The sequence below is a fragment of the Luteimonas terrae genome (genome assembly GCF_004358165.1).
In the GTDB taxonomy this organism is placed as follows: domain Bacteria; phylum Pseudomonadota; class Gammaproteobacteria; order Xanthomonadales; family Xanthomonadaceae; genus Luteimonas; species Luteimonas terrae.
On record NZ_SMTG01000002.1, the window covers coordinates 43,534 to 69,897 of the forward strand.

27 protein-coding genes are annotated in these 26,364 nt (G+C 68.9%); 17 read left to right on the forward strand and 10 right to left on the reverse strand.

Annotated elements, in window-relative coordinates; all coding sequences use genetic code 11:
* Positions 1 to 49: 49 nt before the first annotated feature.
* Positions 50 to 1,066, reverse strand: coding sequence for a zinc-binding alcohol dehydrogenase family protein (locus E2F49_RS00255; RefSeq protein WP_133392138.1), 1,017 nt, complete (start codon positions 1,064 to 1,066; stop codon positions 50 to 52).
* Between the two features lie 102 nt (positions 1,067 to 1,168).
* Between E2F49_RS00255 and E2F49_RS00260 the strand changes: the two genes are divergently transcribed.
* The 4 genes from E2F49_RS00260 to E2F49_RS00275 all read left to right on the forward strand — a co-directional run bounded on the left by E2F49_RS00260 (position 1,169) and on the right by E2F49_RS00275 (position 5,029).
* The gene (locus E2F49_RS00260) at positions 1,169 to 2,071 is read left to right on the forward strand and encodes a LysR family transcriptional regulator (protein WP_133392139.1); all 903 of its coding nucleotides are present in this window, start codon (positions 1,169 to 1,171) and stop codon (positions 2,069 to 2,071) included.
* A 313-nt stretch (positions 2,072 to 2,384) separates the two neighbouring features.
* Positions 2,385 to 3,458, forward strand: coding sequence for an OmpA family protein (locus E2F49_RS00265; RefSeq protein WP_133392140.1), 1,074 nt, complete (start codon positions 2,385 to 2,387; stop codon positions 3,456 to 3,458).
* A gap of 230 nt (positions 3,459 to 3,688) precedes the next feature.
* A complete protein-coding gene (locus tag E2F49_RS00270; RefSeq protein WP_133392141.1) occupies positions 3,689 to 4,192 on the forward strand; it encodes a hypothetical protein in 504 nt (167 codons plus the stop codon).
* An 84-nt stretch (positions 4,193 to 4,276) separates the two neighbouring features.
* On the forward strand, positions 4,277 to 5,029 hold the full coding sequence (locus E2F49_RS00275) for a pseudouridine synthase (RefSeq protein ID WP_243713332.1): 753 nt from the start codon (positions 4,277 to 4,279) through the stop codon (positions 5,027 to 5,029).
* Here E2F49_RS00275 and E2F49_RS00280 read toward each other — a convergent pair.
* The 4 genes from E2F49_RS00280 to tdh form a co-directional block, all read right to left on the reverse strand.
* Positions 4,989 to 5,384 (reverse strand): HNH endonuclease, encoded by a 396-nt coding sequence (locus tag E2F49_RS00280; protein WP_133392143.1) that lies wholly within the window; start codon positions 5,382 to 5,384, stop codon positions 4,989 to 4,991. The genes E2F49_RS00275 and E2F49_RS00280 overlap by 41 nt on opposite strands.
* Before the next feature lie 2 nt (positions 5,385 to 5,386).
* Positions 5,387 to 6,589, reverse strand: a complete 1,203-nt coding sequence (kbl, locus tag E2F49_RS00285) for a glycine C-acetyltransferase (RefSeq protein WP_133392144.1) — start codon at positions 6,587 to 6,589, stop codon at positions 5,387 to 5,389.
* 46 nt (positions 6,590 to 6,635) lie between these two features.
* Positions 6,636 to 7,721, reverse strand: a complete 1,086-nt coding sequence (locus E2F49_RS00290) for a hypothetical protein (protein WP_133392145.1) — start codon at positions 7,719 to 7,721, stop codon at positions 6,636 to 6,638.
* Between the two features lie 113 nt (positions 7,722 to 7,834).
* Positions 7,835 to 8,869, reverse strand: coding sequence for an L-threonine 3-dehydrogenase (tdh, locus tag E2F49_RS00295; RefSeq protein WP_208004773.1), 1,035 nt, complete (start codon positions 8,867 to 8,869; stop codon positions 7,835 to 7,837).
* A 157-nt stretch (positions 8,870 to 9,026) separates the two neighbouring features.
* Here tdh and E2F49_RS00300 point away from each other — a divergent pair, with 157 nt between their 5' ends.
* The 6 genes from E2F49_RS00300 to E2F49_RS00325 all read left to right on the forward strand — a co-directional run bounded on the left by E2F49_RS00300 (position 9,027) and on the right by E2F49_RS00325 (position 16,796).
* A complete protein-coding gene (locus tag E2F49_RS00300; RefSeq protein WP_133392146.1) occupies positions 9,027 to 11,195 on the forward strand; it encodes a S46 family peptidase in 2,169 nt (722 codons plus the stop codon).
* A gap of 162 nt (positions 11,196 to 11,357) precedes the next feature.
* Entirely contained in the window at positions 11,358 to 12,002 is a 645-nt protein-coding gene (locus E2F49_RS00305) for a histidine phosphatase family protein (protein ID WP_133392147.1), read from the forward strand.
* A 104-nt stretch (positions 12,003 to 12,106) separates the two neighbouring features.
* Positions 12,107 to 13,369: a bifunctional tetrahydrofolate synthase/dihydrofolate synthase gene (gene folC, locus E2F49_RS00310; RefSeq protein ID WP_133392148.1), complete on the forward strand. Its 1,263-nt coding sequence runs from the start codon at positions 12,107 to 12,109 to the stop codon at positions 13,367 to 13,369.
* Between the two features lie 56 nt (positions 13,370 to 13,425).
* The gene (locus E2F49_RS00315; protein WP_133392149.1) at positions 13,426 to 14,466 is read left to right on the forward strand and encodes an SPOR domain-containing protein; all 1,041 of its coding nucleotides are present in this window, start codon (positions 13,426 to 13,428) and stop codon (positions 14,464 to 14,466) included.
* Positions 14,467 to 14,511: 45 nt separating this feature from the next.
* Complete coding sequence (gene purF, locus E2F49_RS00320; RefSeq protein ID WP_055246926.1) at positions 14,512 to 15,978, forward strand: amidophosphoribosyltransferase; 1,467 nt, start codon at positions 14,512 to 14,514, stop codon at positions 15,976 to 15,978.
* On the forward strand, positions 15,975 to 16,796 hold the full coding sequence (locus tag E2F49_RS00325) for a ferritin-like domain-containing protein (protein WP_133392150.1): 822 nt from the start codon (positions 15,975 to 15,977) through the stop codon (positions 16,794 to 16,796). The genes purF and E2F49_RS00325 overlap by 4 nt, the downstream gene beginning before the upstream one ends.
* A gap of 105 nt (positions 16,797 to 16,901) precedes the next feature.
* On the opposite strand, the gene lpxH is transcribed toward E2F49_RS00325, so the two are convergent.
* Positions 16,902 to 17,645 (reverse strand): UDP-2,3-diacylglucosamine diphosphatase, encoded by a 744-nt coding sequence (gene lpxH, locus E2F49_RS00330; protein ID WP_133392151.1) that lies wholly within the window; start codon positions 17,643 to 17,645, stop codon positions 16,902 to 16,904.
* 81 nt (positions 17,646 to 17,726) lie between these two features.
* Here lpxH and gltX point away from each other — a divergent pair, with 81 nt between their 5' ends.
* Positions 17,727 to 19,139 carry a glutamate--tRNA ligase gene (gene gltX / locus E2F49_RS00335; protein ID WP_133392152.1) on the forward strand — a complete coding sequence of 471 codons (1,413 nt, stop codon included), beginning with the start codon at positions 17,727 to 17,729 and terminating at the stop codon, positions 19,137 to 19,139.
* A 64-nt stretch (positions 19,140 to 19,203) separates the two neighbouring features.
* On the opposite strand, the gene E2F49_RS00340 is transcribed toward gltX, so the two are convergent.
* Complete coding sequence (locus E2F49_RS00340) at positions 19,204 to 20,010, reverse strand: kinase (protein ID WP_243713334.1); 807 nt, start codon at positions 20,008 to 20,010, stop codon at positions 19,204 to 19,206.
* A 79-nt stretch (positions 20,011 to 20,089) separates the two neighbouring features.
* On the opposite strand from E2F49_RS00340, the gene pdxH reads away from it, so the two are divergent.
* From pdxH to E2F49_RS00365, 5 genes are all read left to right on the forward strand, one after another.
* Positions 20,090 to 20,698, forward strand: a complete 609-nt coding sequence (gene pdxH, locus E2F49_RS00345) for a pyridoxamine 5'-phosphate oxidase (RefSeq protein ID WP_133392153.1) — start codon at positions 20,090 to 20,092, stop codon at positions 20,696 to 20,698.
* Positions 20,695 to 21,495: an ABC transporter substrate-binding protein gene (locus tag E2F49_RS00350; protein ID WP_425481321.1), complete on the forward strand. Its 801-nt coding sequence runs from the start codon at positions 20,695 to 20,697 to the stop codon at positions 21,493 to 21,495. The genes pdxH and E2F49_RS00350 overlap by 4 nt, the downstream gene beginning before the upstream one ends.
* 139 nt (positions 21,496 to 21,634) lie before the next feature.
* A complete protein-coding gene (locus tag E2F49_RS00355) occupies positions 21,635 to 22,252 on the forward strand; it encodes an NAD(P)-dependent oxidoreductase (protein WP_133392155.1) in 618 nt (205 codons plus the stop codon).
* Position 22,253: 1 nt separating this feature from the next.
* Positions 22,254 to 22,619, forward strand: a complete 366-nt coding sequence (locus E2F49_RS00360) for a DMT family transporter (RefSeq protein WP_133392156.1) — start codon at positions 22,254 to 22,256, stop codon at positions 22,617 to 22,619.
* The gene (locus E2F49_RS00365) at positions 22,616 to 22,936 is read left to right on the forward strand and encodes a DMT family transporter (protein ID WP_082387374.1); all 321 of its coding nucleotides are present in this window, start codon (positions 22,616 to 22,618) and stop codon (positions 22,934 to 22,936) included. The genes E2F49_RS00360 and E2F49_RS00365 overlap by 4 nt, the downstream gene beginning before the upstream one ends.
* Before the next feature lie 146 nt (positions 22,937 to 23,082).
* Here the strand turns inward: E2F49_RS00365 and E2F49_RS00370 are convergent, their stop codons facing one another.
* From E2F49_RS00370 to E2F49_RS00380, 3 genes are read right to left on the reverse strand one after another with little or no spacing between them, the layout of a single operon-like run.
* Positions 23,083 to 23,553 (reverse strand): DUF4426 domain-containing protein, encoded by a 471-nt coding sequence (locus E2F49_RS00370; RefSeq protein ID WP_165971078.1) that lies wholly within the window; start codon positions 23,551 to 23,553, stop codon positions 23,083 to 23,085.
* Entirely contained in the window at positions 23,546 to 24,385 is an 840-nt protein-coding gene (proC, locus tag E2F49_RS00375) for a pyrroline-5-carboxylate reductase (protein ID WP_133392158.1), read from the reverse strand. Before proC ends, E2F49_RS00370 begins: the two co-directional genes overlap by 8 nt.
* A gap of 57 nt (positions 24,386 to 24,442) precedes the next feature.
* The gene (locus E2F49_RS00380; RefSeq protein WP_425481347.1) at positions 24,443 to 25,135 is read right to left on the reverse strand and encodes a YggS family pyridoxal phosphate-dependent enzyme; all 693 of its coding nucleotides are present in this window, start codon (positions 25,133 to 25,135) and stop codon (positions 24,443 to 24,445) included.
* A 148-nt stretch (positions 25,136 to 25,283) separates the two neighbouring features.
* Between E2F49_RS00380 and E2F49_RS00385 the strand changes: the two genes are divergently transcribed.
* A complete protein-coding gene (locus E2F49_RS00385; RefSeq protein WP_055246947.1) occupies positions 25,284 to 26,321 on the forward strand; it encodes a type IV pilus twitching motility protein PilT in 1,038 nt (345 codons plus the stop codon).
* Positions 26,322 to 26,364 lie beyond the last annotated feature (43 nt).

Consider the following 26,364-nt stretch of genomic DNA (forward strand, 5'->3'; position numbering starts at 1 on the left):
TACGAAGACGCCGCCCTCGGGCGGCGTCTTCGCGATGCGTCGGCGGGGCTTACCAGCCCGACAACGTCAGCTTGCCGACCGTCGCCCCCGACTCCAGGCGGCGATGCGCCTCGCGCAGGTTGTCTGCATTGATCGGCGACAGCGTCTCGCGCTGGGTGCCACGCAACGTGCCGGCATCGACCAGCTCGGCGACGCGGGCGAGGATGCGGCCCTGCTCGGCCATGTCCGCGGTGCGGAAACGCGGCCGCGCGAACATCATTTCCCAGTGGATGCCGATGCTCTTGGCCTTGTAGGGATCGCCGATCTTCAGCGCTCCGCTGGGCTCGACGATCAGGCCGACATGACCCAGCGGGGCCAGCAGTTCGCCCAGCTCGGTCCAGTAGCGGTCGGTGTCGGCGAGATTGAGCGCGGCATCGATGGTCTTGAGGCCCAGCGTCTCGAGCTGCGGCGTCAGCGGCTGGCGGTGGTCGATGACGTGGTCGGCGCCCAGTTCACGGCACCATGCGATGGTTTCCTCGCGAGATGCGGTCGCGATCACGGTGAAGCCGGCGCGCTTGGCCAGCTGGATCGCGATCGAGCCGACGCCGCCGGCACCGGCGATCACCAGCAGCGACTTGTCCTGGCCACCGGTCTGCGCATCGAAAGGCATGCGTTCGAACAGCAGCTCCCAGACGGTGAGTGCCGTGAGCGGCAGTGCGGCCGCCTGGGCGAAGTCGAGCGAGGCCGGCTTCTTCGCGACGATGCGCGCGTCGACGAGCTGGAACTGCGCATTGCTGCCCGGGCGGGTGATGTCGCCGGCGTAATAGACCGCGTCGCCGACCGCGAAGCCCTGGACGTCGCTGCCGACCGCATCGACGACGCCGGCCGCGTCGTAGCCGAGCACCTTGGGCTGGCTTTCCGCCTGCGGCTTGGGCGCGCGGACCTTGGTGTCGACGGGATTGACCGACACGGCCTCGACGCGCACGCGCAGGTCATTCGGGCCGGGCTGGGGCAGGTCGAGCTCGACATCCTGCAGTGACTGCGGGTCGTCGATCGGGAGATAACGGGTCAGGGCGACGGCTTTCATGCGGAATCCTGTTCGAAGGCGGGTGCGTCGATTCTCCGCCCGCCTGTTTCCGTCGAACAGCGATAGAATCGCCAATCACCTTCAAGGAATCTTTGATAATCAATGGACCGGATCGGCGACATCGCCCTGTTCCTGCGCGTGCTCGACAGTGGCTCGATCAGCGCGGCCGCGCGCAGCCTCGATCTGTCGCCTGCGTTGGCGAGTCAGCGCCTGAAGCGGCTGGAGGATGCCCTTGGTGTGCGCCTGCTGCATCGGACCACGCGCCGCCTGCACCCGACGCCGGAGGGATTGCGGCTGGCGGGCGAGGGGCGTGCGCTGGTGGAGGCGCTCGACGGACTCGCCGGCAGCCTGCGCGAAAGCGGCGGGCAGGCCGTGTCCGGGACCTTGCGCGTGACGATGTCCGCGTCCTTCGGACGCCAGCACGTGTCTCCACGGCTGCCGCGCTTCCTCGCCGCGCATCCCGGGCTGCAGCTTGCGGTCCATATGAGTGATCTGCAGGTCGACCTGGTGCGGGAAGGGTTCGATCTCGCGATCCGTATCGGCGATCTCGACGACTCGCAGCTCGTCGGTCGGCGCATTGCCGACAACCCGCGCGTGCTCGTCGCGTCGCCTGAATACATCGCGCGGCGCGGCGCACCCACGGCGCCAGAGGATCTTCCCGCACACGAGTGTCTGGTGCTCGTCGGCAGTCGCGGACGGCAGGATCGCTGGAGGCTGCTGGATGGCCATGGGGCCGACACGACGGTCGCGATCCGCGGCCCGCTCGAAAGCAATCTCGGCGAAGTGCTGCGCGACGCCGCGGTCGCAGGTGCGGGCATCGCGATGCACGCCTTGTGGCATGTGGCCGACGACCTGCGTGCTGGCACGCTGGTGCGCGTGCTGCCCGGACATGCGCCGCCCGAAACCGGTATCCACGCGGTCATGCCGGACCGCAGCTTCGTGCCGCCCAGAACACGCGCATTCGTCGCGTTCCTGCAGTCGGAACTCGCAAGGTTGGGGCGTTGAAGAAGCGGTGGAATTCCGGTAGACCGGGCGCCCCAACCGTTAATCGGAAGTCATGAGCCGGTTAACTTCACCAAGCTGTCTTGACGCCGCGCGCACATCGGCTTCATGACAATCTCGCCGCGTTGGGGGTTCCTGATCTACCCAAAGCCTGGATGAATGCCCGGGTCTGGCGTCGTAGGAAGCTTTCAACCGTTATGTTAGCGTTAACAACGTCTTCACACAGCTGACTTTAGGCTATGTTGTAAGGCGTGTGCGTATGACGCCTCAAACCGATGCCACGACGCATTCCCCCTTTTCTAGGAGCTGAAAGAATATGAACAAGAAACTCCTCTGCGCCGCGCTGCTCGGCGGTCTTGGTCTGGCGGGTCACGCCAGCGCCCAGGAGTTCGACGACCGCTGGTACCTCACCGGATCGGCGGGCTTCAATTTCCAGGCGGAAGATCGCCGCACCGACGACACCCCGTTCGTCACGCTGGGCATGGGTAAGTTCATCAGCCCCAACTGGTCGATCGACGGCGAGCTGAACTATCAGAACCCGGGCTTCGACAGCTCGGTCGAAGGCGCCAACAACGATCTGAACTGGAGCCAGTACGGCGTTTCGGTCGACTTCCGCTACCACTTCATCAACGAAGCGCGCAGCTGGAACCCCTACCTGCTGTTCGGTGTCGGCTATCAGCGTTCGGAAGAAGAGTTCGACGCGTTCCCGAACCCGGACTCGCCGGGTGAGCGCAAGGAAGGCAACCTGGCTGCCAAGGTTGGTGTCGGCCTGCAGACGACGTTCGAAAAGCGCGTCGCCGTGCGTGCTGAAATCGCCTACCGCGCCGACTTCGACGACAACAGCGTCGCTGCCAACGGTGCCCGCGACTGGGCCGGCTACCCGCACAACGCCGAAGAGTCCTACTTCGGTGACGTGATGGCGTCGGTCGGTGTCGTGATCCCGCTCGGCCCGCCTCCGGCTCCCCCGGCTCCGCCGGCTCCGCCGCCGCCGCCGCCGGCTCCGACCCCGGCTCCGCCGCCGCCGGCTCCGATCACCATCGATCTGAATGGCGTGAACTTCGACTTCGACCGTTCGACCCTGCGTCCTGACGCGGTGGCGATCCTCAACGAAGCCGTCGAGATCCTGAAGCGTTACCCCGAGCTGCGCGTTGAAGTCGCCGGTCACACCGACTCGGTCGGTACCGATGCCTACAACCAACGTCTCTCGGAGCGTCGTGCGAAGGCGGTCTACGACCACCTGACCAGCAACGGCATCACCGCCGACCGTCTGGTGGGCCCGACCGGTTACGGCGAGAGCCGTCCGATCGCGCCGAACACCAACGCCGATGGTTCGGACAATCCGGAAGGCCGTGCGCGCAACCGCCGCACCGAGCTGAACGTCCAGAACTAAGGACGTCCGGTTGTGAAATGAAGAAGCCCGGCCCTGTGCCGGGCTTCTTTTTTTGCGCGATGTGCTGCGCTTCCAATCCGCCGAAAGGCGGAGGCGAACGCGTCCAACAACCCGATTCCAACGGTGCGTCGCCGGACAGCCGACGTGAATGCGCACAGGCCTATTTTTTCCTTGTGCACCACATACTTGCCGCCTACACTTCAGGCGGATTCGATACCGGGACTGTTTCCATGCGCGCGACCCTGATGCTGGCCCTGCTGGCGCTTCCCCTGGCCGGCCACGCGGCCGATTGCTCGAGCCTCGATACGCGCGCGGCGCGGCCGCTGCAGGCGACCGTGCTCGAGCCGATTTCGCCGGAACTCGCAGCGCCGTCCTATCGGCTCGGCAGCGGCGCGGTACTGTCGCGCGCCTACGACGATGCGCAGTCCGCCGAGCAGGTCGTGCTGCGCCTGGAGATCGAGAAGTGCCAGAACGTCGCGATGGCCGCGCCGGCCGCAGGCGCGGTGCGTGCCAACGATCCCGCGGCCTACGTCAAGCAGACCGAGTTCGACAACACGCCCTACCGCTTCAACATGACCCAGGGCGGCAAGCGCATGACCGCCGACGATTTCGATGCGTGGGTCAAGGCCAACGGCTACACGGTCGGCAGCCGCCGCGTCGATCCGAACGCGCCGGTGACTCCGCCCGCCGAAACCGTGCAGCCCGGCGAAGCCACGTCGCCGCCGAGCGAATGAGGCACCGGTGATCGCACGCGTCCCCGCACGCGCTGCACCTGCCACGGCCCGCGCAAGCGGGCCGTTCGCATGTGGGCGGCCGCGATGAGCGGTTCCGTGCGAACGCCGCGCTACGGGCTGGCGCGTGTGCTGTCCAAGCGCGGGCTCTGTTCGCGCAGCGAGGCCGAGCGTCGCGTGCGCGAGGGGCGAGTCCGGGTCGCCGGCCGCACCATCCGTGACCCGGAATTTCCGGTCGCATTGAACGCCGCCGACATCGTGCTCGACGGCGATTCCGCGCGCGCCGGCGCACACCAGTATCTGGTGCTCAACAAGCCGCGCGGGCTGGTGACCACCGCTCGCGACGAGCGCGGGCGTGACACGGTCTATCGCTGTTTCGACGGCGCGGACCTGGGTTGGATCGCGCCGGTCGGGCGTCTCGACAAGGCCAGCGAGGGCTTGCTGCTGTTCTCGAGCGACCCGGCCTGGGCGGCACGCATCACCGATCCTGCCGAAGGCACCGCCAAGACCTACCACGTGCAGATCGACCGTCTCCCCGATGCCGCGTTGCTGCAGGCACTCGTGGACGGCGTCGACGATGCCGGCGATCGTCTGTGCGCGGTCGACGCGTCGGTGTTGCGGCAGGGCACACGCACGTCGTGGTTGGCCATCACCCTCGATGAAGGCCGCAATCGTCAGATCCGTCGGCTGCTGGCGGCATTCGACGTCACGGTCCTGCGGCTGGTGCGCGTGGCAATCGGCGGCCTCGCGCTGGGCGATCTGGGCAAGGGCGCCTGGCGCCCCCTGGCGCCGGACGAAGTCATCGCGCTGGCAACGCCGACGGTCGCCGCCAGCGGCTGAGTCGCGTCGCCAGCAGGGCGGCCACGACTTCGTGCGCGCGCGCATCGCCCGGCCCGCGTGCATCGTGACCCTTGCCCTTGCCGTGATTGCAGCGGGCGCAGGCGAGGGCGAGGTTGCGTGGATCGTCGGCGTCTTCGCCGACCTGCGCAGTCAATGACGCCGCCGCGCGTTTGCCGAACCAGGCCTGCGGCACCACGTGTTCCAGCGTCGTGGTACCCAGCGGTTCGCCGTTGGCCTGCAGCTGCAGCGCGCTGCGGCAGTGCAGACAGCGCGTGGACCAGGTCTCGCCGTCGAAATCCGCCAGCGCATCGCTCTGCGCTGCGAGCAGCAACCGCCGTCGCAGCGCGGGGCGCATGGTCAGGCCTTCAGCACGCCCAGTTCGTGGCCGATGCGCGTGAATGCATCGATCGCCCGGTCGAGATGCGCGCGCGTGTGCGCGGCGCTGATCTGGGTGCGGATGCGCGCCTGGTCTTTCGGCACCACCGGGAAGAAGAAGCCGATCGCGTAGATGCCTTCCTCGAGCAGGCGCTCGGCGAAGCGCTGCGCCAGTTTGGCGTCGTAGAGCATGACCGGGCTGATCGGATGGACGCCGGGGCGTACGTCGAAACCGGCAGCGGTCATCTTCTCGCGGAAATAGCGGGTGTTCTCGACCAGCTGCGTGCGCAGATCGCCCGCGGCGTCGAGCATCTCGAAGGCCTTGATGCCCGCTGCGACGACGTGCGGCGGCAGCGAGTTGGAGAACAGGTAGGGGCGCGAGCGCTGGCGCAGCAGCTCGATGACTTCACGCTTCGCGGTCGTGAAGCCGCCGAGCGCGCCCCCCATCGCCTTGCCAAGCGTGCCGGTGATGATGTCGATCTTTTCCAGCACGCCCTTGACCTCCGCCGAGCCGCGGCCCGTCCCGCCGAGAAAGCCGGTCGCGTGGCATTCGTCGATGTGCACCAGCGCGTCGTACTTCGCCGCGAGCGCGGTGATCTCGTCGAGCGGCGCGATGAAGCCGTCCATCGAGAACACGCCATCGGTCGAGATCAGGATCGTCTGCGCGCCGTCGGCGCGCGCTTGCTGCAGCTGTTTCTCGAGGTCCGCCATGTCGCAGTTGGCATAGCGGTAGCGCCTGGCCTTGCACAGGCGGATGCCGTCGATGATCGAGGCGTGGTTGAGCGCGTCGGAGATGATCGCGTCGGCCTCGCCGAGCAGCGGCTCGTACAGGCCGCCATTCGCGTCGAAGCAGGCGGCGTACAGGATGGTGTCCTCCTTGCCGAAGAAGTCCGCGATGGTCTTCTCGAGCTGCTTGTGCAGGTCCTGCGTGCCGCAGATGAAACGCACCGAGGCCATGCCGAAGCCGTGCGTATCGAGCGCGTCCTTGGCCGCGGCGATGATGTCCGGGTGGTCGGCCAGGCCGAGGTAATTGTTGGCACAGAAATTCAGCACCGTGCGACCGTCCTCGAGCGTGATCTCGGCCGACTGCGGGCCGGTGATCACGCGTTCGGCCTTGAACAGGCCGGCGTCGCGGATCTCGTCGAGGGTGTCGGCGTAACGCTGGGTGGTGGAGGCGGTGGCCATCGGGCATTCCGGAGATCGGGAAGGCCGCGATTCTACCAAGCGGTCGTCAACGGACCTGCGGCGCATCCGTCGCAGGCTGCGCTCCACGCGCAGCGAGCCACTGTGTCCAGGCTGCGCCCAGTGCGGCGACCGTCGTCGGCAGCCCGTAACGATTGCCATGCGCGGCGAGCCAGCCGTCCATGTCGCCGCCGTCCGCCAGGAATGCAGCAATGCTGCCGAAGACCGCTGGATCATCGCTCGATGCCAGCAGGAAGTCGGCGACACCGCGCGCCTGCGCATAAAACCAGCGCGCATCGCCAGCCAAGCGCTGCGCAGCCTCGCCCGACAGGACGCGCACGCGACCGCCGGCACCGGCGTCCGACGTCGCCTGTGCCTGCAGCGCAGGAAGCTGCGCGGCCATCGGGTGCGATTGCGCGAAGAACACATCCAGCGGCCGCAGATGGTCTGCCGCATCGGGCCTGCCGAGCAGTGCCCGGCGACTGTCGGCCATCGTGTCCGACTCCATCAGCACTGCGGCCAGTTCATCGAGCCAGTCGGGGCCCGGGCCACCGTAATGACCCGCGGCGGCCGCCTGCGCTGAGGGCGCGGGCCAGAACGCGCGCATCAACGCCATGTGTCCGATCTCGTGCCGGACGGCGCTGCGATCGGTTGCATCCTGCGTGGTGGCAGGCTGGGCCGGTATTGCAGCGTCGATGCGTGCGCGGATGTCCGCATCCGACGCGTCGGGCAGTCGTGCCCGCAGCTGCTTATGGAGCGCGCTGCGTTGAAGGTCGCGGCGCTCGGCGGCATCGAGCCACGGCAGCTGCCACGTCGCGCCAGCTGCCTTCAGCGCGTCAGTTGTCGAAGCGGAAATCGTCTGGGCCGTGCCTGCCGCGATCACCGCGCCGCGCGGTGCGGGTCGGCCGAAGTACCGGCTGAACTCCATCGCGACCGAGGACGCGTCGGCCGCCAGATCCGCCGCAGCGTCCGGCGTGCCGGCGTAGAACCAGCCTTGCGCATTCGAGACGCAGTGCAGCGCGGGCAGGTCGGCGAGCGCCGGGCATTGCGTCGGCGGCGCCGCCAGTGCAGCACATCCCATTGCGCAGGCGCCGACTGCGGCCAGCGACTGGAACAAGCTCGATCGAATGCGCATCCGCCACTCCTGAGAGACCTGGAGCCGCAAGACTAGAAGCCGTGGTGGCACGCCGGAGCGTGCCAGTTGTCACGGAGAACGACGCGCCGACGTCACCGCGACGCGCCGAGGGCTCAACGCCAGTCGAGCACGACCTTGCCCGACTTGCCTGATTCCATCAGGTCGAAGCCCTTCTGGAATTCGTCGGCCGGCAGCTGGTGGCTGAGCACCTTGCCGAGGGGGAAACCCGACAGCACGAGCTGGGTCATCTTGTACCAGGTCTCGTACATCTTCCGGCCGTAGATGCCCTGCACGGTGAGGCCCTTGAAGATGATGCGGTCCCAGTCGATGCCGGCGCCCTTGGGCAGGATGCCCAGCAGGGCGACCTTGCCGCCGTGGTACATGCAGTCGAGCATGTCGTTGAAGGCGTGCGGGTTGCCGCTCATCTCCAGACCCACGTCGAAACCCTCCATGTGGAGGTCCTTCATGACGTCCTTGAGCGAGGTGTTCGACACATTGACCACGCGCGTGGCGCCCATGTCGGCGGCCAGCTTGAGGCGGAAGTCGTTGACGTCGGTCACCACCACGTTGCGTGCGCCGATGTGCTTGCAGATGCCCGCGGCCATCACGCCGATCGGGCCGGCGCCGGTGATCAGCACGTCCTCGCCGACCACGTCGAATTCAAGCGCGCAGTGCGCGGCATTGCCGTAGGGATCGAAGAACGCGGCCAGCTCGCTCGGGATCTGGTCGGGGATCGGCCACAGATTGGTCGCCGGCATCACCACGTACTCGGCGAACGCACCATCGCGCGTGACGCCGATACCGACGGTATTCGGGCACAGGTGCGGCTTGCCGGCGCGGCAGTTGCGACAATGGCCGCACACCAGGTGGCCCTCGGCCGAGACGCGCTGGCCGACGTCGTAACCGGTGACCGCCGAGCCCAGCTCGACGATGCGGCCGACGAATTCGTGGCCGATGACCAGACCCGGCTTGATCGTGCGCTGGCTCCATTCATCCCACAGATAGATGTGCAGGTCGGTGCCGCAGATCGCGGCCTTCTCGACGCGGATCAGCACGTCGTTCGGGCCCGGCGTCGGCACCGGCACCTCCGCCATCCAGATGCCCTTGGTGGCTTCGCGCTTGACCAGCGCCTTCATTGTCCGGGTCATCGTGTCGTGCCTGTTCTGCGGCGGAAAGAGCCGGCGATTATACGGGCGCGCCCGCGCGCAACCTTGCTGCGACCGCACGCGACGCCGCGCTGGCGGACCTGCACCGCCGGGACGGGTTGGCTAGACTTGGCCCCCCGCCATGACCGACAGGATCACCATGCGCCATCCGCTCCTCGCCGCGACGCTGCTGGGCGTCATCTCCATCGGCAGCGCCCCGGGCGCGGTGGCAGGCGAGGGGATGTGGGTGCCGCAGCAGTTGCCCGACATCGCACCGGCGCTGCGCAAGGCGGGTCTGAAGCTGGACCCCAACCGTCTGGCCGATCTGACCGGCGACCCGCTGGGCGCGGTGGTCTCGCTGGGCGGTTGCACCGCCAGCTTCGTCTCGCCGCAGGGTCTGGTGATCACCAATCACCACTGCGCCTATGGCGCGATCCAGCTCAATTCGACGCCCGAGAACAACCTGATGCGCGACGGCTTCAACGCCGCCGCGATCGGCGACGAGATCTCCGCCGGTCCGAATGCGCGCATCTTCGCGCTCGACAGCATCCAGGACGTCACCGCCGAGGTGCGCGCGGCGATCGATGCGGCCGCCGACGGCCTGGCCCGCACCACTGCGCTGGACACCATCGAAAAGACCCTCGTCGCGCGTTGCGAGGCGGATGCCGCCTACCGCTGCCGCCTGTACAGCTTCCTCGGCGGCAACCAGTACCGGCTGTTCCGCAACCTCGAAATCCGCGACGTGCGCCTGGTCTATGCGCCCGCCGGTGGCATCGGCAGCTTCGGCGGCGATGTCGACAACTGGATGTGGCCGCGCCACACCGGCGACTTCGCGTTCTATCGCGCCTATGTCGGTCGCGACGGCCGCCCGGCCGAATTCGCCGAGGACAACGTGCCCTACACCCCGAAGCGGTTCCTGCGCCTGGCCGACAAGCCGCTGCGCGAGAACGACTTCGTCATGGTCGCCGGCTATCCCGGGCGGACCAGCCGCTACGCGCTGGCCGAGGAATTCGCCGAAACCGTCGACTGGCGTTATCCGCAGATCGGCCGGCATTACCGGGCGCTGATCGACCTGGTCGAGGCCCGTGGCAAGCAGGACCCGGAAATCGACGTGCGTTACGCCAGCGCGGTGCGCGGCTGGCAGAACACGCTGAAGAACTACGACGGCCAGCTGCAGGGCTTCGCCCGCATCGGCGCGCTCGCGCGCAAGCAGGCCGAAGAGGCCGCCGTGCTGGAATGGTTGGGGTCGCAGGGTGAGTCGGGCGCGGCCGCGCTGGATGCGCACGCCAAGATCGTTGCCCTCGACGGCCAGGCCCGCGCCACGCGTGAGCGCGACCTGGTGCTGTCGCTGCTCGAGAACAGCGGTCTGCTGTCGACCGCCAACCGCCTCTATCGCCTGGCGATGGAGAAGGAGAAGCCCGATGCGATGCGCGAGCAGGGTTACCAGCAGCGCGACCTGCCGGCGATCGAAGGCGGTCTGAAGCAGATGGACCGCCGCTTCGTGCCGGAGATGGATCGCGAGCTCACGCGCTACGCGCTGCTGCAGTACGTGCAGCTGCCGCCGGAACAGCGCATCGCGGCCATCGACACCTGGCTGGGCGGCAACGATGCAGCCGCGATCGATCGTGCGCTGGATCGCCTGCAGCGCAGCACGCTGTCCAACAGCGACGAGCGCCTGAAGTGGTTCGCCGCCGATCGCCATGAATTCCTGCGTAGCCGCGATCCGGCGTTGATGTACGCGGTCGCCGTCGTGCCGGAGCTGCTGAAGATCGAACTCGCGTCCAAGGCGCGCGCCGGCGACCTGCTGCAGCTGCGCCCGACCTATCTGCAGGCCGTGGCCGATTACCGCGCCAGCCGCAAGGAAGCCGTCTATCCGGATGCGAATTCGTCGCTGCGCATCACCTTCGGCAACGTCACCGGGTACACCAATCTGCAGGGCGCGCAGCAGACCCCGTTCACGCGTCTGGAGGAGATTCCGCACAAGGCCACCGGCACCGAGCCCTTCGATGCGCCCAAGGCCCAGCTCGACGCGATCGCCGCGCGACGCGACGGCGGTCTGGCCGATCGTCGCCTGCGCAGCGTGCCGGTGAACTTCCTGTCCGACCTCGACGTGACCGGCGGCAATTCCGGCTCGCCCGTGCTCGATGCCGACGGTCGCCTGACCGGCCTGCTGTTCGACATGACCTGGGAAGCGGTGGTGTCGAACTGGGTGTTCGACCCCGCGATGACCCGCACGATTTCGGTCGACCAGCGCTACATCCGCTGGGTGATGCAGGAAGTCGATCCCGCGCCGCGCCTGTTGCAGGAAATGGGCGTCTCCAAGCGCTGAGCGTGCGCCCAAGGTCCCGGCCGTCTGCCGGGGCCGCGATGCCTGCGGCGGCGATCGGACCTGCTCGCACACGCGTCGAGCGGGCCACTGTCCGATGCGCCGTCCCTTAGACTGATCCGCCGCGCCGGCCCCGCCGGCGGCCCATTGTTGAGGAACCGCGCGATGAGAATCCTGCTTGCCCGTCACGGCGAAACACCGTGGAACGCCGAAGGTCGTTACCAGGGGCAGGAGGACATTCCACTGTCGGACGTCGGTGAACGCCAAGCCGGCCTGCTGGGCGCGCGCTTGGCCGACGTGCGCATCGATCGCGCGGTCGCCTCGCCCCTGTCGCGCGCCGATCGCACGGCGCGTCTCGCGCTCGGCGCCGGCCGCGAATCGATGCTGCGCACCGACGCCGGGCTCGCCGAAATCGCGCACGGCACCTGGGAAGGCCTGCTCGCCAGCGAGATCCGCGAACGCGATCCCGAGCGCCTCGCCGCGTGGCGCGACGCGCCCGACACCGTCCTGATGCCGGGCGGTGAATCGCTGCAGCAGGTCTTCAATCGCGCCTGGCCGGCATTCGCGCGCGCCGTCGACGGGCTCGGTCCGGACGACACCGCGCTGATCGTCGCCCACGACGCGGTCAACCGCGTACTCCTGTGCCGCATCCTCGGCATCCCGTTCTCCCGCCTGTGGACGTTCCGCCAGGCGCCGACGACGTTGAACCTGCTCGAAGGTGCGGATGTCGACCATCTCGACGTCGTGCGGCTCAACGACTGTGCGCACCACACGGCGTTCTTCGGCGAAGCGGTGCATCGGGCGCTCTGAGCCCGGATGAGAGCGCGCTTGCGCGCGATTCCGGAGCCGCTGGAGTCGTCTCTCAGCGCCCTCGCCACAGGCGATCCAACACGCCGACGCCCTACAATTCCGCCATGAGCAAGACCCTCGCCGACTGGCTCGCGCTGATCGAAGCGCGTCACCCCACCGAGATCGAAATGGGTCTGGACCGCGTTGGTGCGGTCTACGAGCGCCTGGCTTGCGGGCGACCCGCAACGCAGGTCGTGATCATCGCCGGCACCAACGGCAAAGGCTCGACAGTGGCTTTCGTCGAGGCGATCACGCGCGCCGCGGGCTGGCGCGTCGGTGCCTACACTTCGCCGCATCTGCTCCGCTACAACGAGCGCGTGCGCATCGATGGAAACGACGTCGACGATGCCGCCCTGGTCGAGGCCTTCGAGGCGGTCGAGGCCGCGCGCGGCGACACGCCGCTGACCTACTTCGAGACCGGCACGCTGGCCGCGTTGTGGCTGTTCGCGCGCGCGGACCTGGATCTCGCCGTGCTCGAAGTCGGCCTCGGCGGGCGGCTGGATGCGGTCAACATCGTCGAGCCGGACGTGTCGGTGATTACCACCGTGGGGCTCGATCACCAGGACTGGCTCGGCGACGACATCGAGTCGATCGGTCGCGAGAAGGCCGGCATCGCACGCGCGTGGAAGCCGTTGGTGCTGGGCGATACCGATCCGCCGGCCAGCGTGCTGCAGCACGCCTATCGCATCGGCGCGGTCGCGATCCGCGGCGGCAGCGATTTCCTCTACGCGCCGACGGATAGGGACACGTGGTCCTGGCGCGAGGTCGGCTTCGAGGTCGCGCTGCCGATGCCGGCGCTGGCTGCGCCGGTGCAGCTCCGCAATGCCGCCGTTGCCATCGCCGCGGTGCGCGCGCTGGGCCGCGACGTGGACGACGCCGCGCTGGCCGCCGGTGTCGCGAAGGCGACAGTCGCCGCGCGGCTGCAACGCTTCGAGCGCGACGGCGTGGAGGTCGTGGTCGATGTGGCGCACAACTCGCAGGCCGCGCAGGCGCTGGCCGACTGGCTGCGGGCTGCGCCGGCCACGGGCCGCACCGTTGCGGTATTTGCTGCGCTGGCGGACAAGGACGCGGGCGGCGTGGCCGATGCGCTGGCGCCGATGATCGCGCGCTGGCATCTCGCCGGGCTGCGTGGCCCTCGCGGCCAGGATGCCGCGATGTTGCGTGAGCGTCTGTCGGGGCGCGTCTCGAACATTTCGAGCCTCCACGAAGACGTGGACGCCGCGCTGGCGGCCGTACTGGCCGAGGCGTCGCCGGGCGATCGCATCCTGGTGCTGGGTTCGTTCCACACCGCGGCCGCAGCGCTCGCGCAGTTGCAGGGCAGGCGTTAAGAAGCGCCATCGGTGCCGCGCGTATAATTCGCGCGGCTTCCGTGTCCGGACCCCGCATGTCGCCTGCCCTCAAACAACGCCTGATCGGCGCCGCCGTGCTGATCGCGCTGGCCGTCATTTTCCTGCCGATGCTGGTCAAGGGCCCTGCGCCCGAGAGCGGCCTGCCCGACATGCCGCTGCAGGTGCCCGACGCCCCCGAGGGCGACTACAAGACCGTCGATCTGCCGCTGGTCGCGCCGCCACCGCGCGCGAACGGTGGCGCGGTGACCGGTGGGCCGCTGTCCGAGACCGCGCCCGCCGCGCAGACCGCCCGCGCCGACGGGGCTGAACTGGCCACCGTCGACACCGCTGCACAGAGCGAATCCCTGCCGGTGACCACCGCCGGTGGCGGCTACGCGGTGCATTACGCCGCGTTCGGCAGCGAAGCCGATGCGGACGCGATCCTGCGCCAGCTGCGCGAGTCGGGCCTGACCGGCTACCGCGAAGGCTTCACGCTCAATGGCAAGCCGGCCCAGCGCGTGCGCCTGGGACCGTATGCGAACCGCGCCGACGCCGAGATCGTGCGCGTGCGCGCCGCGCAGGTCCGCGACGATGTGACGCCGCGCGTGGTCGCGCTCGATGCAGGTGCGCGATCGGATGTGCCGCGTCCGGCGACGCCCGCGCCGGAGACGGCGACCGCATCGCGTCCGGCCGCCGCGCAGGCGCCGGCCGCGCCGACCACGCAGCCCTTGCCGGCCGAGACGCCGCGCACGCAGACGCCGCCCGCGCGCGAGACCGCCCGAGCACCGGCTGCGGAAACGCCGCCTCCGGCCGCCACCCCTGCGCAGCCGGCCGCCCGGCCTGCGGCCGCGCCGACATCGGGCACCGGTTTCGTCGTGCAGCTCGGCGCGTTCGGCAATGCCGCCGAAGCCAACCGCCTGCGTGATCGTCTGCGCGGTGCCGGCATCACCGCGTTCACCGACTCGGTCGACACCGACAAGGGTCGCCTGACGCGGGTCAAGGCCGGTCCGGTCGCCAGTCGCGCCGATGCCGAACAGCTCAAGACACGCGCGCGCAGCGCCGTCGGCGTCGACGGCATCGTCCGCGCGCATCCGTAAGACCTCCGGCGTTCGCGCCTCGTAGCCACCACTGGAAATTCGAACATGTGCGGGATCGTCGGGATCGTCGGAACCTCTGAAGTCGCGGGCGCGTTGTACGACGGCCTGACGGTGCTGCAGCACCGCGGGCAGGACGCGGCCGGCATCGCCGTCGCCAGCGGCACCATGATGCGCGTGCACAAGGGCAACGGCCTGGTGCGCGACGTGTTCGACGCCAAGGCCATGGCGCTGCTGCAGGGTCGCGTGGGCATCGCCCACTGCCGCTACCCGACTGCCGGCAGCGAAGGCCACGACGAGGCGCAGCCGTTCTACGTCAACTCGCCCTACGGCATCGCGCTCGCGCACAACGGCAACCTGGTCAACACCGACCAGTTGCGCCAGCAGGTGTTCGAGACCGACCGCCGCAACGTCAATACCGAGTCGGATTCGGAAGTGCTGCTCAACGTCTTCGCGCACGAGCTGGACCGCGAGAAGGCGCTGACGCCGGAAGCCGCGTTCCGCGCGGTCGAAGGCGTGAACCGCCGTGCCAAGGGCGGTTATGCGGTCGTCGCCACGGTGCTGGGCCTGGGCCTGGTCGCGTTCCGCGACCCGCATGCGATCCGTCCGCTGGTGCTGGGCAAGCGCGAGACCGCCGAAGGCACCGAATACGCGGTGGCGTCGGAGTCGGTCGCGCTCGACATCCTCGGCTTCGAGCGCCTGCGCGATGTCGAGCCGGGCGAGGGCATCGTCATCACCGCGCGCGGCGAACTGCACCATCGCCAGTGCGCGCCGCAGCAGCCGCATGCGCCGTGCATCTTCGAATATGTGTATTTCGCGCGTCCCGACTCGATGATCGAGAACATCTCGGTGCACAAGGCGCGCATGCGCATGGGCGTGACGCTGGGCGAGAAGATCCTGCGCCTGCGTCCCGACCACGACATCGACACGGTGATTCCGATTCCGGACACCTCGCGCGATGCAGCGCTGGAAATCTCCAACGTGCTCGGCGTGAAGTACCGCGAGGGCTTCATCAAGAACCGCTACGTCGGCCGTACCTTCATCATGCCGGGGCAGGGCGAACGCGCGAAGTCGGTCAAGCGCAAGCTCAATCCGATTCCGCTGGAGTTCCGCAACCGCGTCGTGCTGCTGGTCGACGACTCCATCGTGCGCGGCACCACGTCCAAGCAGATCGTGCAGATGGCGCGCGACGCGGGCGCCAAGAAGGTCTATCTGGCCTCGGCGGCGCCGCCGGTGCGGCATCCGAACATCTACGGCATCGACATGCCGTCGGTCGACGAACTGGTCGCGCACAACCGCACGGAGCAGGAGATCGAGGCATTCCTCGGCTGCGACTGGCTGATTTACCAGGACCTCGCCGACCTCGAATCCGCGGTCGCCGGTCCGAAGTTCCCGGACCGCAAGTTCGACAGCTCCTGCTTCAGCGGCGAGTACGTAACCGGCATCGAGCCGGGTTATTTCGAACGCCTGCAGCAGATGCGCAGCGACGAGGCGAAGAAGAAGCGCCGCGCGTGAGCAGGGCCGATGCGCGCGCGCTGTTCGCGGCCGCGCGTCATTGCCTGGATGCCTGCGATCCCGATGACAAGGTCGCGCTGACCGCGGCCTACGCGGCACGTTTCGCGGCCGGCGATCTGCCGCTCGATCCGGATGCGCCTGCCCCCGAGCCGATCCGCATGCCGGGCCGCCCGGAACGCCCGAAGCTCGTGCATCCACGTGAGTTGCCGCGTCGCGGTCTGGGCAGTCCGGACGGGCGGGCCGCCTTCATCCATGCGATCGCGCACATCGAGCTCAACGCGATCGATCTGGGCTGGGATGCCGTCTATCGCTATCGCGACATGCCGGCTGCTTACTACGCAGACTGGGTGTCGGTGGCCGCCGACGAGGCGCGGCATTTCACGCTGCTGCGCACGCGGCTGCGCGATATGGGCTTCGATTACGGCGACTTCGACGCGCACAACGGCCTGTGGGAAATGTGCGAGAAGACCGCGCACGACGGCATGGCGCGGATGGCGCTGGTGCCGCGCGTGCTCGAGGCGCGCGGGCTGGACGTGACGCCGGGCATGATCGTGAAGTTGCGCGCGCTCGGTGACGAGGCGACCGTCTCCATCCTCGAGACGATCCTCGACGAGGAAGTCGCGCACGTCGCCGCGGGCAGCCGCTGGTTCCGCTGGTTCTGCGAACGCCGTGGCGTGCAGCCCGAACCGACGTTCCGGGCGCTGCTTTCCGACTACGCGCGCGCCGTGCTGCACGGGCCGTTCAATATCGACGCGCGCGCCGCGGCGGGCTTCAGCGAAGAAGAACTCGCGGCGTTGCAGGCCGTTGCGGACGACTGAAATCGGTTGTGGGAGCGCGCTCGCGCGCGATGTCCGAACAATGTGTCCGCGGCGCCGTTGCGGGAATCGCGCGCAAGCGCGCTCCCACGGGCAGCACCGTGGGAATCAGCCTGTGGGCAGCGCTGAAAGTTCCAGGCGCCCGTCTGGATACGCCCGCAACACCGATCCCTGCTCGAACCAGTCGCCGAGCACGATGCGGCGGCAGTCGCGACCCGCGACCTGCAGGGCATGCACGGCCGGCCGATGCGTATGCCCGTGGATCATCATGTCGACGCCGTAGCGCACGAACCACTCCTCGACCGTCGCCGGGGCGACGTCGGTGATCGATTCCATCGTGCCGGCAGTGCGCAGCGTTGCCGCACGCGCCTGGCTGGCATCGCGCGCCTGTTGCGCAAACGCGAGGCGTGCGGGCAGGGGTTGGGCCAGCATGTGCGCCTGCCAGGCGGGATTGCGCACCTGCGCGCGCACGGCCTGGTATTCGACGTCGCCGCTGCACAGCAGGTCGCCGTGGGTCAGCAGCACCGGGCGGCCGTAGAGATCGATTACCGCCGGGTCCGGCAGCAAGCGCATGCCGGCACGCGCGGCGAGATCATGGCCGACGAGAAAATCGCGGTTGCCGTGCATGAACGCGACCGGCACACCGGCGTCGGCGAGGGCGGCGAAGCGCGTCGCCACCGCCGTGCCGGCCTCCGAGGGATCGTCGTCGCCGACCCACGACTCGAACAGATCGCCGAGCACGTACAGCGCATCGGCGCCGCGCGCTTCGCCGTCGAGAAACGCGAGGAACAGCGCGGTGATCTCCGGCCGGGCGGGATCCAGGTGCAGGTCGGAGATGAAGAGCGTGGTCATGGCGCCATTGTAAGCGGCTGCCGGGGGCCGGTCGGACGCGCCGGGTAGAATGCGCGCTGTCCCGTATCGAGCGCCCCTCGCATGTCCTGCCGCACCCGTTTCGCCCCCAGTCCCACCGGCTATCTGCACATCGGCGGCGCGCGCACCGCGCTGTACTGCTGGCTGGAGGCGCGGCGCCGCGGTGGCGAGTTCGTGTTGCGCATCGAGGACACCGACCGCGAGCGCAGCACCCAGGCGGCGATCGACGCGATCCTCGAGGCGATGGACTGGCTGGGGCTGGACTACGACGAAGGTCCGATCTACCAGACGCACCGCCTCGAGCGGTATCGCGAAGTCGCCGAGCAACTGGTCGCCGACGGCAAGGCCTATTACGCCTACGAGTCCAGGGAAGAACTCGATGCGATGCGCGAGGCGGCGATGGCTGCCGGTGCGAAGCCGCGCTACAACGGTGCCTATCGCGAGCAGAACGCGCCGCGTCGCGACGATCCGAACCGCGTGATCCGCCTGAAGAACCCGCTCGACGGCACCGTGGTCTGGGAAGACAAGGTCAAGGGCCGCATCGAGATCGCGAACAGCGAACTCGACGATCTGGTGATCTTCCGTCCCGACGGCTATGCGACCTACAACTTCGCCGTCGTCGTCGATGATCTGGACATGGGCATCACCGATGTCGTGCGTGGCGACGACCACGTCAACAACACCCCGCGCCAGATCAACATCTACCGCGCGCTGGGCGCCGAAGTGCCGGCGTTCTCGCATCTGCCGATGATCCTCGACGAGCAGGGCGCCAAGCTGTCCAAGCGCACCGGCGCGGCGGACGTCATGCAGTACCGCGATACCGGCTATCTGCCGCACGCGCTGCTGAACTATCTGGTGCGCTTGGGCTGGTCGCATGGCGACCAGGAGATCTTCTCGATCGACGAGATGCAGTCGCTGTTCGACCTCAAGGACGTCAATGCCAAGGCCTCGCGCCTCGATCCCGCCAAGCTCGGCTGGCTCAACCAGCAGTATCTGAAGTCGGACGATCCGGCTGCGGTCGCCGCGCATCTCGAATGGCATCTGCGCAACGACGGTTACGATCTGTCGAGCGGCCCGGCGCCGGCCGATGTCGTCGTCGCGCTGCGCGATCGCGTGCAGACGCTCAAGGAAATGTCCGAGCGTGCGGCGGTCTGGTATCGCCCGATCGAAAGCTACGACGACAAGGCCGTCGCCAAGCACCTCAAGGCCGAGGCGCGCGCGCCGCTGACCGATGTGCGCGACCGGTTCGCCGCGCTGTCCGACTGGAACGTGGAAGCGATCGACGGCGCGTTCCGTGCGACGGTCGAGACGCTGGGTCTGGGCATGGGCAAGGTCGCGCAGCCGCTGCGCGTGGCGATCACCGGGACCCAGGTGAGTCCGGACATCGGGCACACGGTGTATCTCGCGGGGCGCGAAAAGGCGCTGGCACGGATCGATGCGGCGATCGGCATGATTACGGACGCGGATCCGGCATAAAAGCCTCGCGGCTGCGGGCGTCGCGTCGATCGAGCGCAGGCTCGCCTCGCGCGCCGCGGCGGTGTCAGTCGACGATCCGCCGCTGCGCGTCCAGCGTCACCACCATATCGGCGCGTGCCGGCAGCACGCGCAGTGCCTGCCGGCTGACCCGTTCGTAGTGCTGCACGAACCGCGCGACCTGCGCGCGATCCATGCCGCGGCGGCCGGGCTCGGCGGCCTGCAGGGCCTGCTCCTGCTGCCAGCGCCACTCGGGGACGATGTCGAAACCGGGCGGCTGCAGGAACAGCAGGCGGTCGATCGCGGCCCACAGCGCCGGGTAGTCACGGGCGAGGGTGTCGTTGCAGTGTCGTCGCCAGCGACCGTCGGCATCCTCGTCGCGTTCGAGCGTGTTGAGCGGTGCTTCGAGCGCGGAGGGCGCTTCCGCAGTCGCACCGACGCACCAGCCCTCGAACACCAGCAGATCGAGCCCGTCCACCGTCGGCCAGGCGGACCGGGGCAGGCAACGATCGCCGAGCTTGTCGAAGCGCGGCAGGCGCACGGCGTGTCCGGCGCGGACCGCCTCGAACACCGACAGGCCGAGCGCGACTTCGTGCGTGCCCGGCGGGCCGCGCGTGGCGAGCAGCGGATGCACCTCGCGGGCGAGGGCGGCACGGAGGTCGTGGTCGAGATACAGATCGTCGAGCGACAGCACGGCGGCGCGCAAGTCGCGTGCATCGGCGGCCGCGACCAGTTGCGTCGCCAGCGTGGATTTGCCGGTGCCCTGGAGGCCGCTGATGCCGAGCACGCGGGGCGGATCGCCCTGGCGCACATCGGCGAGCAGGGCGGCGACGAGGGTGTCCGGCCACGGGCCGGCGGAAGAAGCGTCGTGCATGCGCGACACGATAGCCGCTCGCGCCGCGTCTGCTGCGCCGCGGTTCGACATCGGTGCGGGCTGCGGCGATCATCGGACCATGAGTACCGCCACCACGACCCTGCTGTCCGAAGCTCTCGAGACCTTCGCCACCCTGTTCGACGAGGCGCTGGCCGCCGGCGAACCCGACCGCACCGCGATGACCGTCGCGACCGCGGCGCTCGACGGTCGTCCGTCCGCGCGCACCGTGCTGCTCAAGGCCTGGGACGAACGCGGCTTCGTGTTCTACACGCATCTCGACGGGCGCAAGGGACGCGAGCTGCAGGAGAACCCGCACGCCGCGATGCTGTTCCACTGGCCGCGCGTGCGCAACGGCGTGCAGGTGCGGATCGAAGGGCCGGTGGTCATCGTGTCCGATGACGAGGCCGATGCGTACTTCGCCTCGCGCCCGCGCGGCAGCCAGCTCGGCGCCTGGGCCTCGAAGCAGTCGGAGGAACTGGATGGGCGCGGCACCTTCGAGCAGAAGCTCGCCGATCTCGAACGCGAATTCGAGGGCCGCGACGTGCCGCGTCCGCCGCGCTGGTCGGGTCTTCGCGTGCGTCCGGATCGCATCGAGTTCTGGTACGGCGCCGAATACCGGTTGCACGAGCGCTGGCTCTACGAATGCGACTGCGCCGGCGATTGCCGCAAGCGGATGCTGTATCCGTGACAGGTGGCCCACGCCGCATCGTCTGCCTGACCGAGGAACCGACCGAGGTCCTGTACGCACTCGGCGAGCAGGATCGCATCGTGGGCATCAGTGGTTTCACCGTGCGCCCGCCGCAGGCGCGCAAGGAGAAGCCCAAGGTCAGCGCCTTTACCAGCGCGAAGATCGACGAGATCCTGAAGCTGGAGCCGGATTTCGTCGTCGGCTTTTCCGACATCCAGGCCGACATCGCGGCCGAGCTTGTGCGGCGTGGGGTCGAGGTGTGGATCAGCAACCACCGCAGCGTCGACGGCATCGTCGACTACGTGCGCAGGCTCGGCGCGCTGGTCGGCTGCGCGGCGCGCGCCGACGCCTATGCGGACGCGCTGCGCCGCGGACTCGATGCGATCGAGGCGCAGAGTTCGCGTCTGCCGCGGCGGCCGCGCGTCTACTTCGAGGAATGGGACGAGCCGATCATCACCGGCATCCGCTGGGTCGTCGAGCTGGTACGCATCGCCGGCGGCGACGACGTGTTTCCGGAACTGTCGGCCGAACCGCTGGCGAAGGCGCGGATTCTCGCCGACGGCGATCCGGTGATCGCGCGCGCGCCCGACATCATTCTCGGCTCCTGGTGCGGCAAGAAGTTCAGGCCCGAGCGCGTCGCCGCACGCCCCGGCTGGGATGTGATTCCGGCGGTCCGCGACGGCGAACTGCACGAGATCAAGTCGCCCCTGATCCTGCAGCCGGGACCGGCCGCGCTGACCGACGGCGTAGGCGCGATCGCCGCCATCATCCAGAGCTGGGCGGCGCGCCACGGCTGACGCGATGCGCCGGGGATCGTGCGCACAACCGTGGCCCGGCGGCACGGCGCCGCGCCGGAACAGTGGGTTGCGGCGTCGTGACCCCGGTCGAAGGGGCGCGCGCCTAGCATGGCGCCTCCCTACACTGCAGGTGCACCCCATGCAGCGCATCGCCCTGATCGGTATCACCGGACGCGCGGGCTCGCGCATCGCCAGCGAGCTGCTGGCGCGCGGCCACCGCGTGACCGGCATCGCCCGCAACACCGCCGACACGCCGGCACAGGCCGGTCTGACCCTGCTGTCGGCCGATGCGTCGCGCAGCGAAGCCGTCGCGCCGTTGCTGCAGGGCCACGACGTCGTGGTCAGCGCGACGCGGTTCGACGGTGGGTCGACGGCAGACGTATTGCTCGACGCCCTGCGCCAGGCTGGCGTGCGCCGCCTGCTGGTCGTCGGTGGTGCCGGCAGCCTCGAAGTCGCGCCCGGCGTCGCCCTGATCGACACGCCCGGATTCCCCGAGGCGTACAAGGCCGAAGCGGGCGCCGGTCGCGCGTTCCTCGAAGCGCTGCGCGGCGTCGGCGACATCGACTGGACCTTCGTCTCGCCTGGCGCGGTGTTCGAGCCCGGCACGCGGACCGGCAGCTTCCGCCTCGGTGGCGACGCCTTCATGGTCGATTCCGACGGCAACAGCGCGGTGTCGATGGAGGACTACGCGATCGCCTTCGCCGACGAGATCGAGCGTCCGGCGCACGTGCGCCAGCGCTTCAGCGTGGCCTACTGACATGGCGACGTCGCGCGGCACCGGCCGCTACTGGGCGCTGGTGTTCGCCGGCGGCCTGATCGAGACGGTGTGGATCGTCGGCCTCAAGGCCGCAACCACGCCGCTGGGCTGGGCGATCACCGCGGCGGCGCTGCTGGTGAACTTCGCGCTGCTGATGCGGGCGATCCGGTTCCTGCCGGTCGGCTCGGTCTATGCGGTGTTCTGCGGTCTCGGCGCCGCGGCGTCGGTCGTCGCGGAAACCGTGTGGTTCGACGAGCCGGTGCAGCCGGCCAAGATCGCATTGATCGCGCTGCTGGTCGTCGGCGTTGCCGGCCTGAAGCTGGTGACACCGCTCGCCCCGGCTGCCGATACGGAGAAGACGCCTTGAACGGCTGGCTGTTCGTACTGGCAGCCGGTCTGGCGGAAGTCGCCGGTGTGATCGCGATGAACGCGATCAAGCGCAAGCCGAGTGCGCTGGCCTATGCGCGTCTGGTCGCGTGTTTCGGCCTGAGCTTCGGCCTGCTGTCGATGGGCCTCAAGAGCGGCATGTCGATCTCGATCGCCTACGCGGTGTGGGTCGGCATCGGCACGGTCGGCGCGGTGGTCGTCGGCATCCTGCGCTACGGCGAATCGGCACGGCCGCTGCGGCTGTTTTTCGTCGCGCTGGTGGTGGCTGCGGTGGTCGGGCTCAAGCTGGTGTCCTGAGTCGATGGGGCCCGTCTGCGGAAGCGTGGGCATCGACAGGCTCGCTCGCGTTCGATGTGGGAGCGCGCTCGCGCGCGATTCCGGTGTTCCCACCGCCGAGGATCCGGCGAAATCGCGCGCAGGTGTGCTTCCATAGTTGCGCGCTCTCAGCGCGGAATGTCGCGATTGAAGCGGAGCGCCGTACGCGCGCCGTCGGGGCCGGTGACGTCGAGTTCGACGCGCAGGGTGTCCGGGCCGCTCACGCGCGCCAGCGCGACGTGTTCGATACCGCTGCCGGTATCCACGGCATCGAACTGCAGCGTCTGGCGTACGCCGCGCAGATCGCGTGCGCGGCCCGTCACCTGCACCGGCATGTCCGCCTTGCCCTCGCGTGCGGCCACCAGGACCAGCACCCGATCGGCGGCAGGCTCGATGTCATAGCGCGATGCTGCCGCGCCCAGCTGCAGGCTCGGCACCACGCTTGCGGTGACTTCCGTCGAGCCGATCACTGCCTGCGCGGGCATCGCGACATTCTGCGCGGTGCTCTGCGCGTCGGGCGGCACGGACGAAGACGGGCCACAGGCGGTGGCGGCCAGCGTGAAAAACGCAACCAGTGACGCGCGCGCGATCTCAGTCATTGGCGGCCGAAAGCTCACCGCCGCGGCGCGTGGCATTGGCGATCGCGTCGCCGACCAGGGCGCGCAGTCCGCCGGCCTCGAACGTCTCGATCGCCGCCTGCGTGGTGCCGCCGGGCGAGGTGACGCGGCGGCGCAGTTCCGCCGGCGCCTCGCCGGACTCGGCGAGCATGCGCGCCGCGCCCAGCACGGTCTGCACGACCAGTGTGCGTGCGTCGTCGGCGGGCAAGCCTTGCGCGATCGCCGCGTCTTCCATCGCCTCGGCCAGCAGGAACACGTAGGCGGGGCCGCTGCCCGAGGTGCCGGTGACCGCGTCCATGCGCGCTTCGTCGTCGACCCACACCGTCGCGCCGGCACTTTCCAGCAACGCCTGCGCGCGCGCGCGCCCGACGGCGTCGACATGCGCGTTCGCGAACAGGCCGGTGACGCCGGCGCCGAGCAGTGCGGGCGTGTTGGGCATCGTGCGCACGACGGCGACATCGCCCCCGAGCCAGCGTTCGAGCTGGGTGGCGGTGATGCCGGCGGCGATCGACAGCACCAGCGGTCGCGTGGCCTGCGCGGTCGGTGCCAGCGATTCGCAGACACCGCGGAGTACCTGCGGCTTGGTCGCCAGCACCCAGGTCGCGGCGCCGTCGACGGCGTCGGCTGCCTCGGCATGCACATCGATGCCGAAGTCGCGGGCGAGCGCGTCACGGGTGCCGGCGTTGGGATCGACGACGCGGATCTTCGACGCGTCGACGCCGCGGGCGATCAGCCCGCCGACCAGACTGCGTGCCATGTTGCCGCCGCCGATGAAGACGACGGGCGCGGCGAGGCGTTCAGGGGAATCGGTCATGGCGATACGCGAGTCGGAAGACGCGTCGATGGTAGCCGACGTCTCCCGCAGCGCAGGTCAGCGTGGCGGGCGGGCACCGAACAGCGCCGAGCCCACGCGCACCATCGTCGCGCCCTCGGCAATCGCCAGCTCCAGATCGTCGCTCATGCCCATCGACAGCGTGTCGATGGCCGGGTCCTGTCCAGCGACCGTGTCGAACAGTCGGCGCATGCGCACGAAGGCGTCCCGGCGGCGTTCGGGTTCGGCATGCGGCGCAGGGATCGACATCAGCCCGCGCAACCGCAGCGACGGGGCCGCCCGCACGGCCGCGACCAGCGCCGGCACTTCCGACGGCGTGCAGCCGTGCTTGCTGGACTCGTCGTCGATGTTCACCTGCACCAGCACGTTCAGCGCGCCGCGCGCGGCCGGGCGATGCGCGGCCAGGGCGTCGACCAGCTTGAGCCGATCCACCGTCTGCACCCAGTCGAACAGCGCCGCGGCCTGCCTGGCCTTGTTCGACTGCAGATGGCCGATCAGGTGCCACTCCAGATCGCGCCCCGCCAGCGCCTCGATCTTGCCGGCCGCCTCCTGCACATAGTTCTCGCCGAACGCGCGCTGCCCGGCGTCGGCCAGGGCGGCGATGGCGGACGCCGGATGCAGCTTGCCCACCGCCAGCAGGCGCGCCGGCACTGGCCGCGCGGCGGCGTTCGATGCGTTCAGGATGCGCGAGCCGATGGCTTCCAGCGCGGTACGGGCAGGGGACGACGACACGGGGAACGGGCGCTCCGGCAGGGCGTGAACGGGCTGGTTATCGCGGCAGGTTGCAGGTCTATACTGCCGCCGGGGACAGGGACGGCGCCAGCCGCGGCGCGCAACGGCGACTTCGTACCCTGTGCGGATCATCATCAAGGGGTGTTGCATGGATATCGCCGAACTGTTGGCGTTCTCGGTCAAGAACAAGGCATCGGACCTGCATCTGTCCGCGGGACTGCCGCCGATGATCCGCGTCGACGGCGACGTGCGCCGCATCAACATTCCGGCGCTCGAGCACAAGCAGGTGCACGCGCTGATCTACGACATCATGTCGGACAAGCAGCGTCGCGACTTCGAAGAGTTCCTCGAGGTCGACTTCTCGTTCGAGATTCCGGGCCTGGCCCGCTTCCGCGTCAACGCGTTCAACCAGAACCGCGGCGCCGGTGCGGTGTTCCGCACGATTCCCTCGGAAGTGCTGACCCTCGAAGACCTGAACTGCCCGCCGATCTTCCGCCAGCTGATCGACCAGCCGCAGGGCCTGATCCTGGTGACCGGCCCGACCGGTTCGGGCAAGTCGACCACGCTCGCGGCGATGATCGACCACATCAACAAGAACGAGTACGCGCACATCCTCTCGGTCGAGGATCCGATCGAATTCGTGCACACCTCGCAGAAGTGCCTGATCAACCAGCGCGAAGTGCATCGCGACACGCACGGCTTCAACGAAGCGCTGCGTTCGGCGCTGCGCGAAGACCCCGACTACATCCTGGTCGGCGAGTTGCGCGATCTGGAAACCATCCGCTTGGCCCTGACCGCCGCGGAAACCGGACATCTGGTGTTCGGCACGCTGCACACCTCGTCGGCGGCCAAGACCATCGACCGCATCATCGACGTGTTCCCCTCTGGCGAGAAGCCGATGGTGCGTTCGATGCTGTCGGAATCCTTGCGCGCGGTGATCTCGCAGTCGCTGCTCAAGAAGGTCGGCGGTGGTCGTACGGCGGCGTGGGAGATCATGGTCGGCATGCCGGCGATCCGGAACCTGATCCGCGAAGACAAGGTCGCGCAGATGTACTCGGCCATCCAGACCGGGCAGCAGTACGGCATGCAGACGCTCGACCAGCACCTGCAGGATCTGGTCAAGCGCGGCCTGATCACGCGTCCGGCCGCGAAGGAATACGCCAAGGACAAGCGTCTGTTCGAGTGACCGGACACGCACACTGATAAGCCGCCGGCCGCATCGGGCCGCG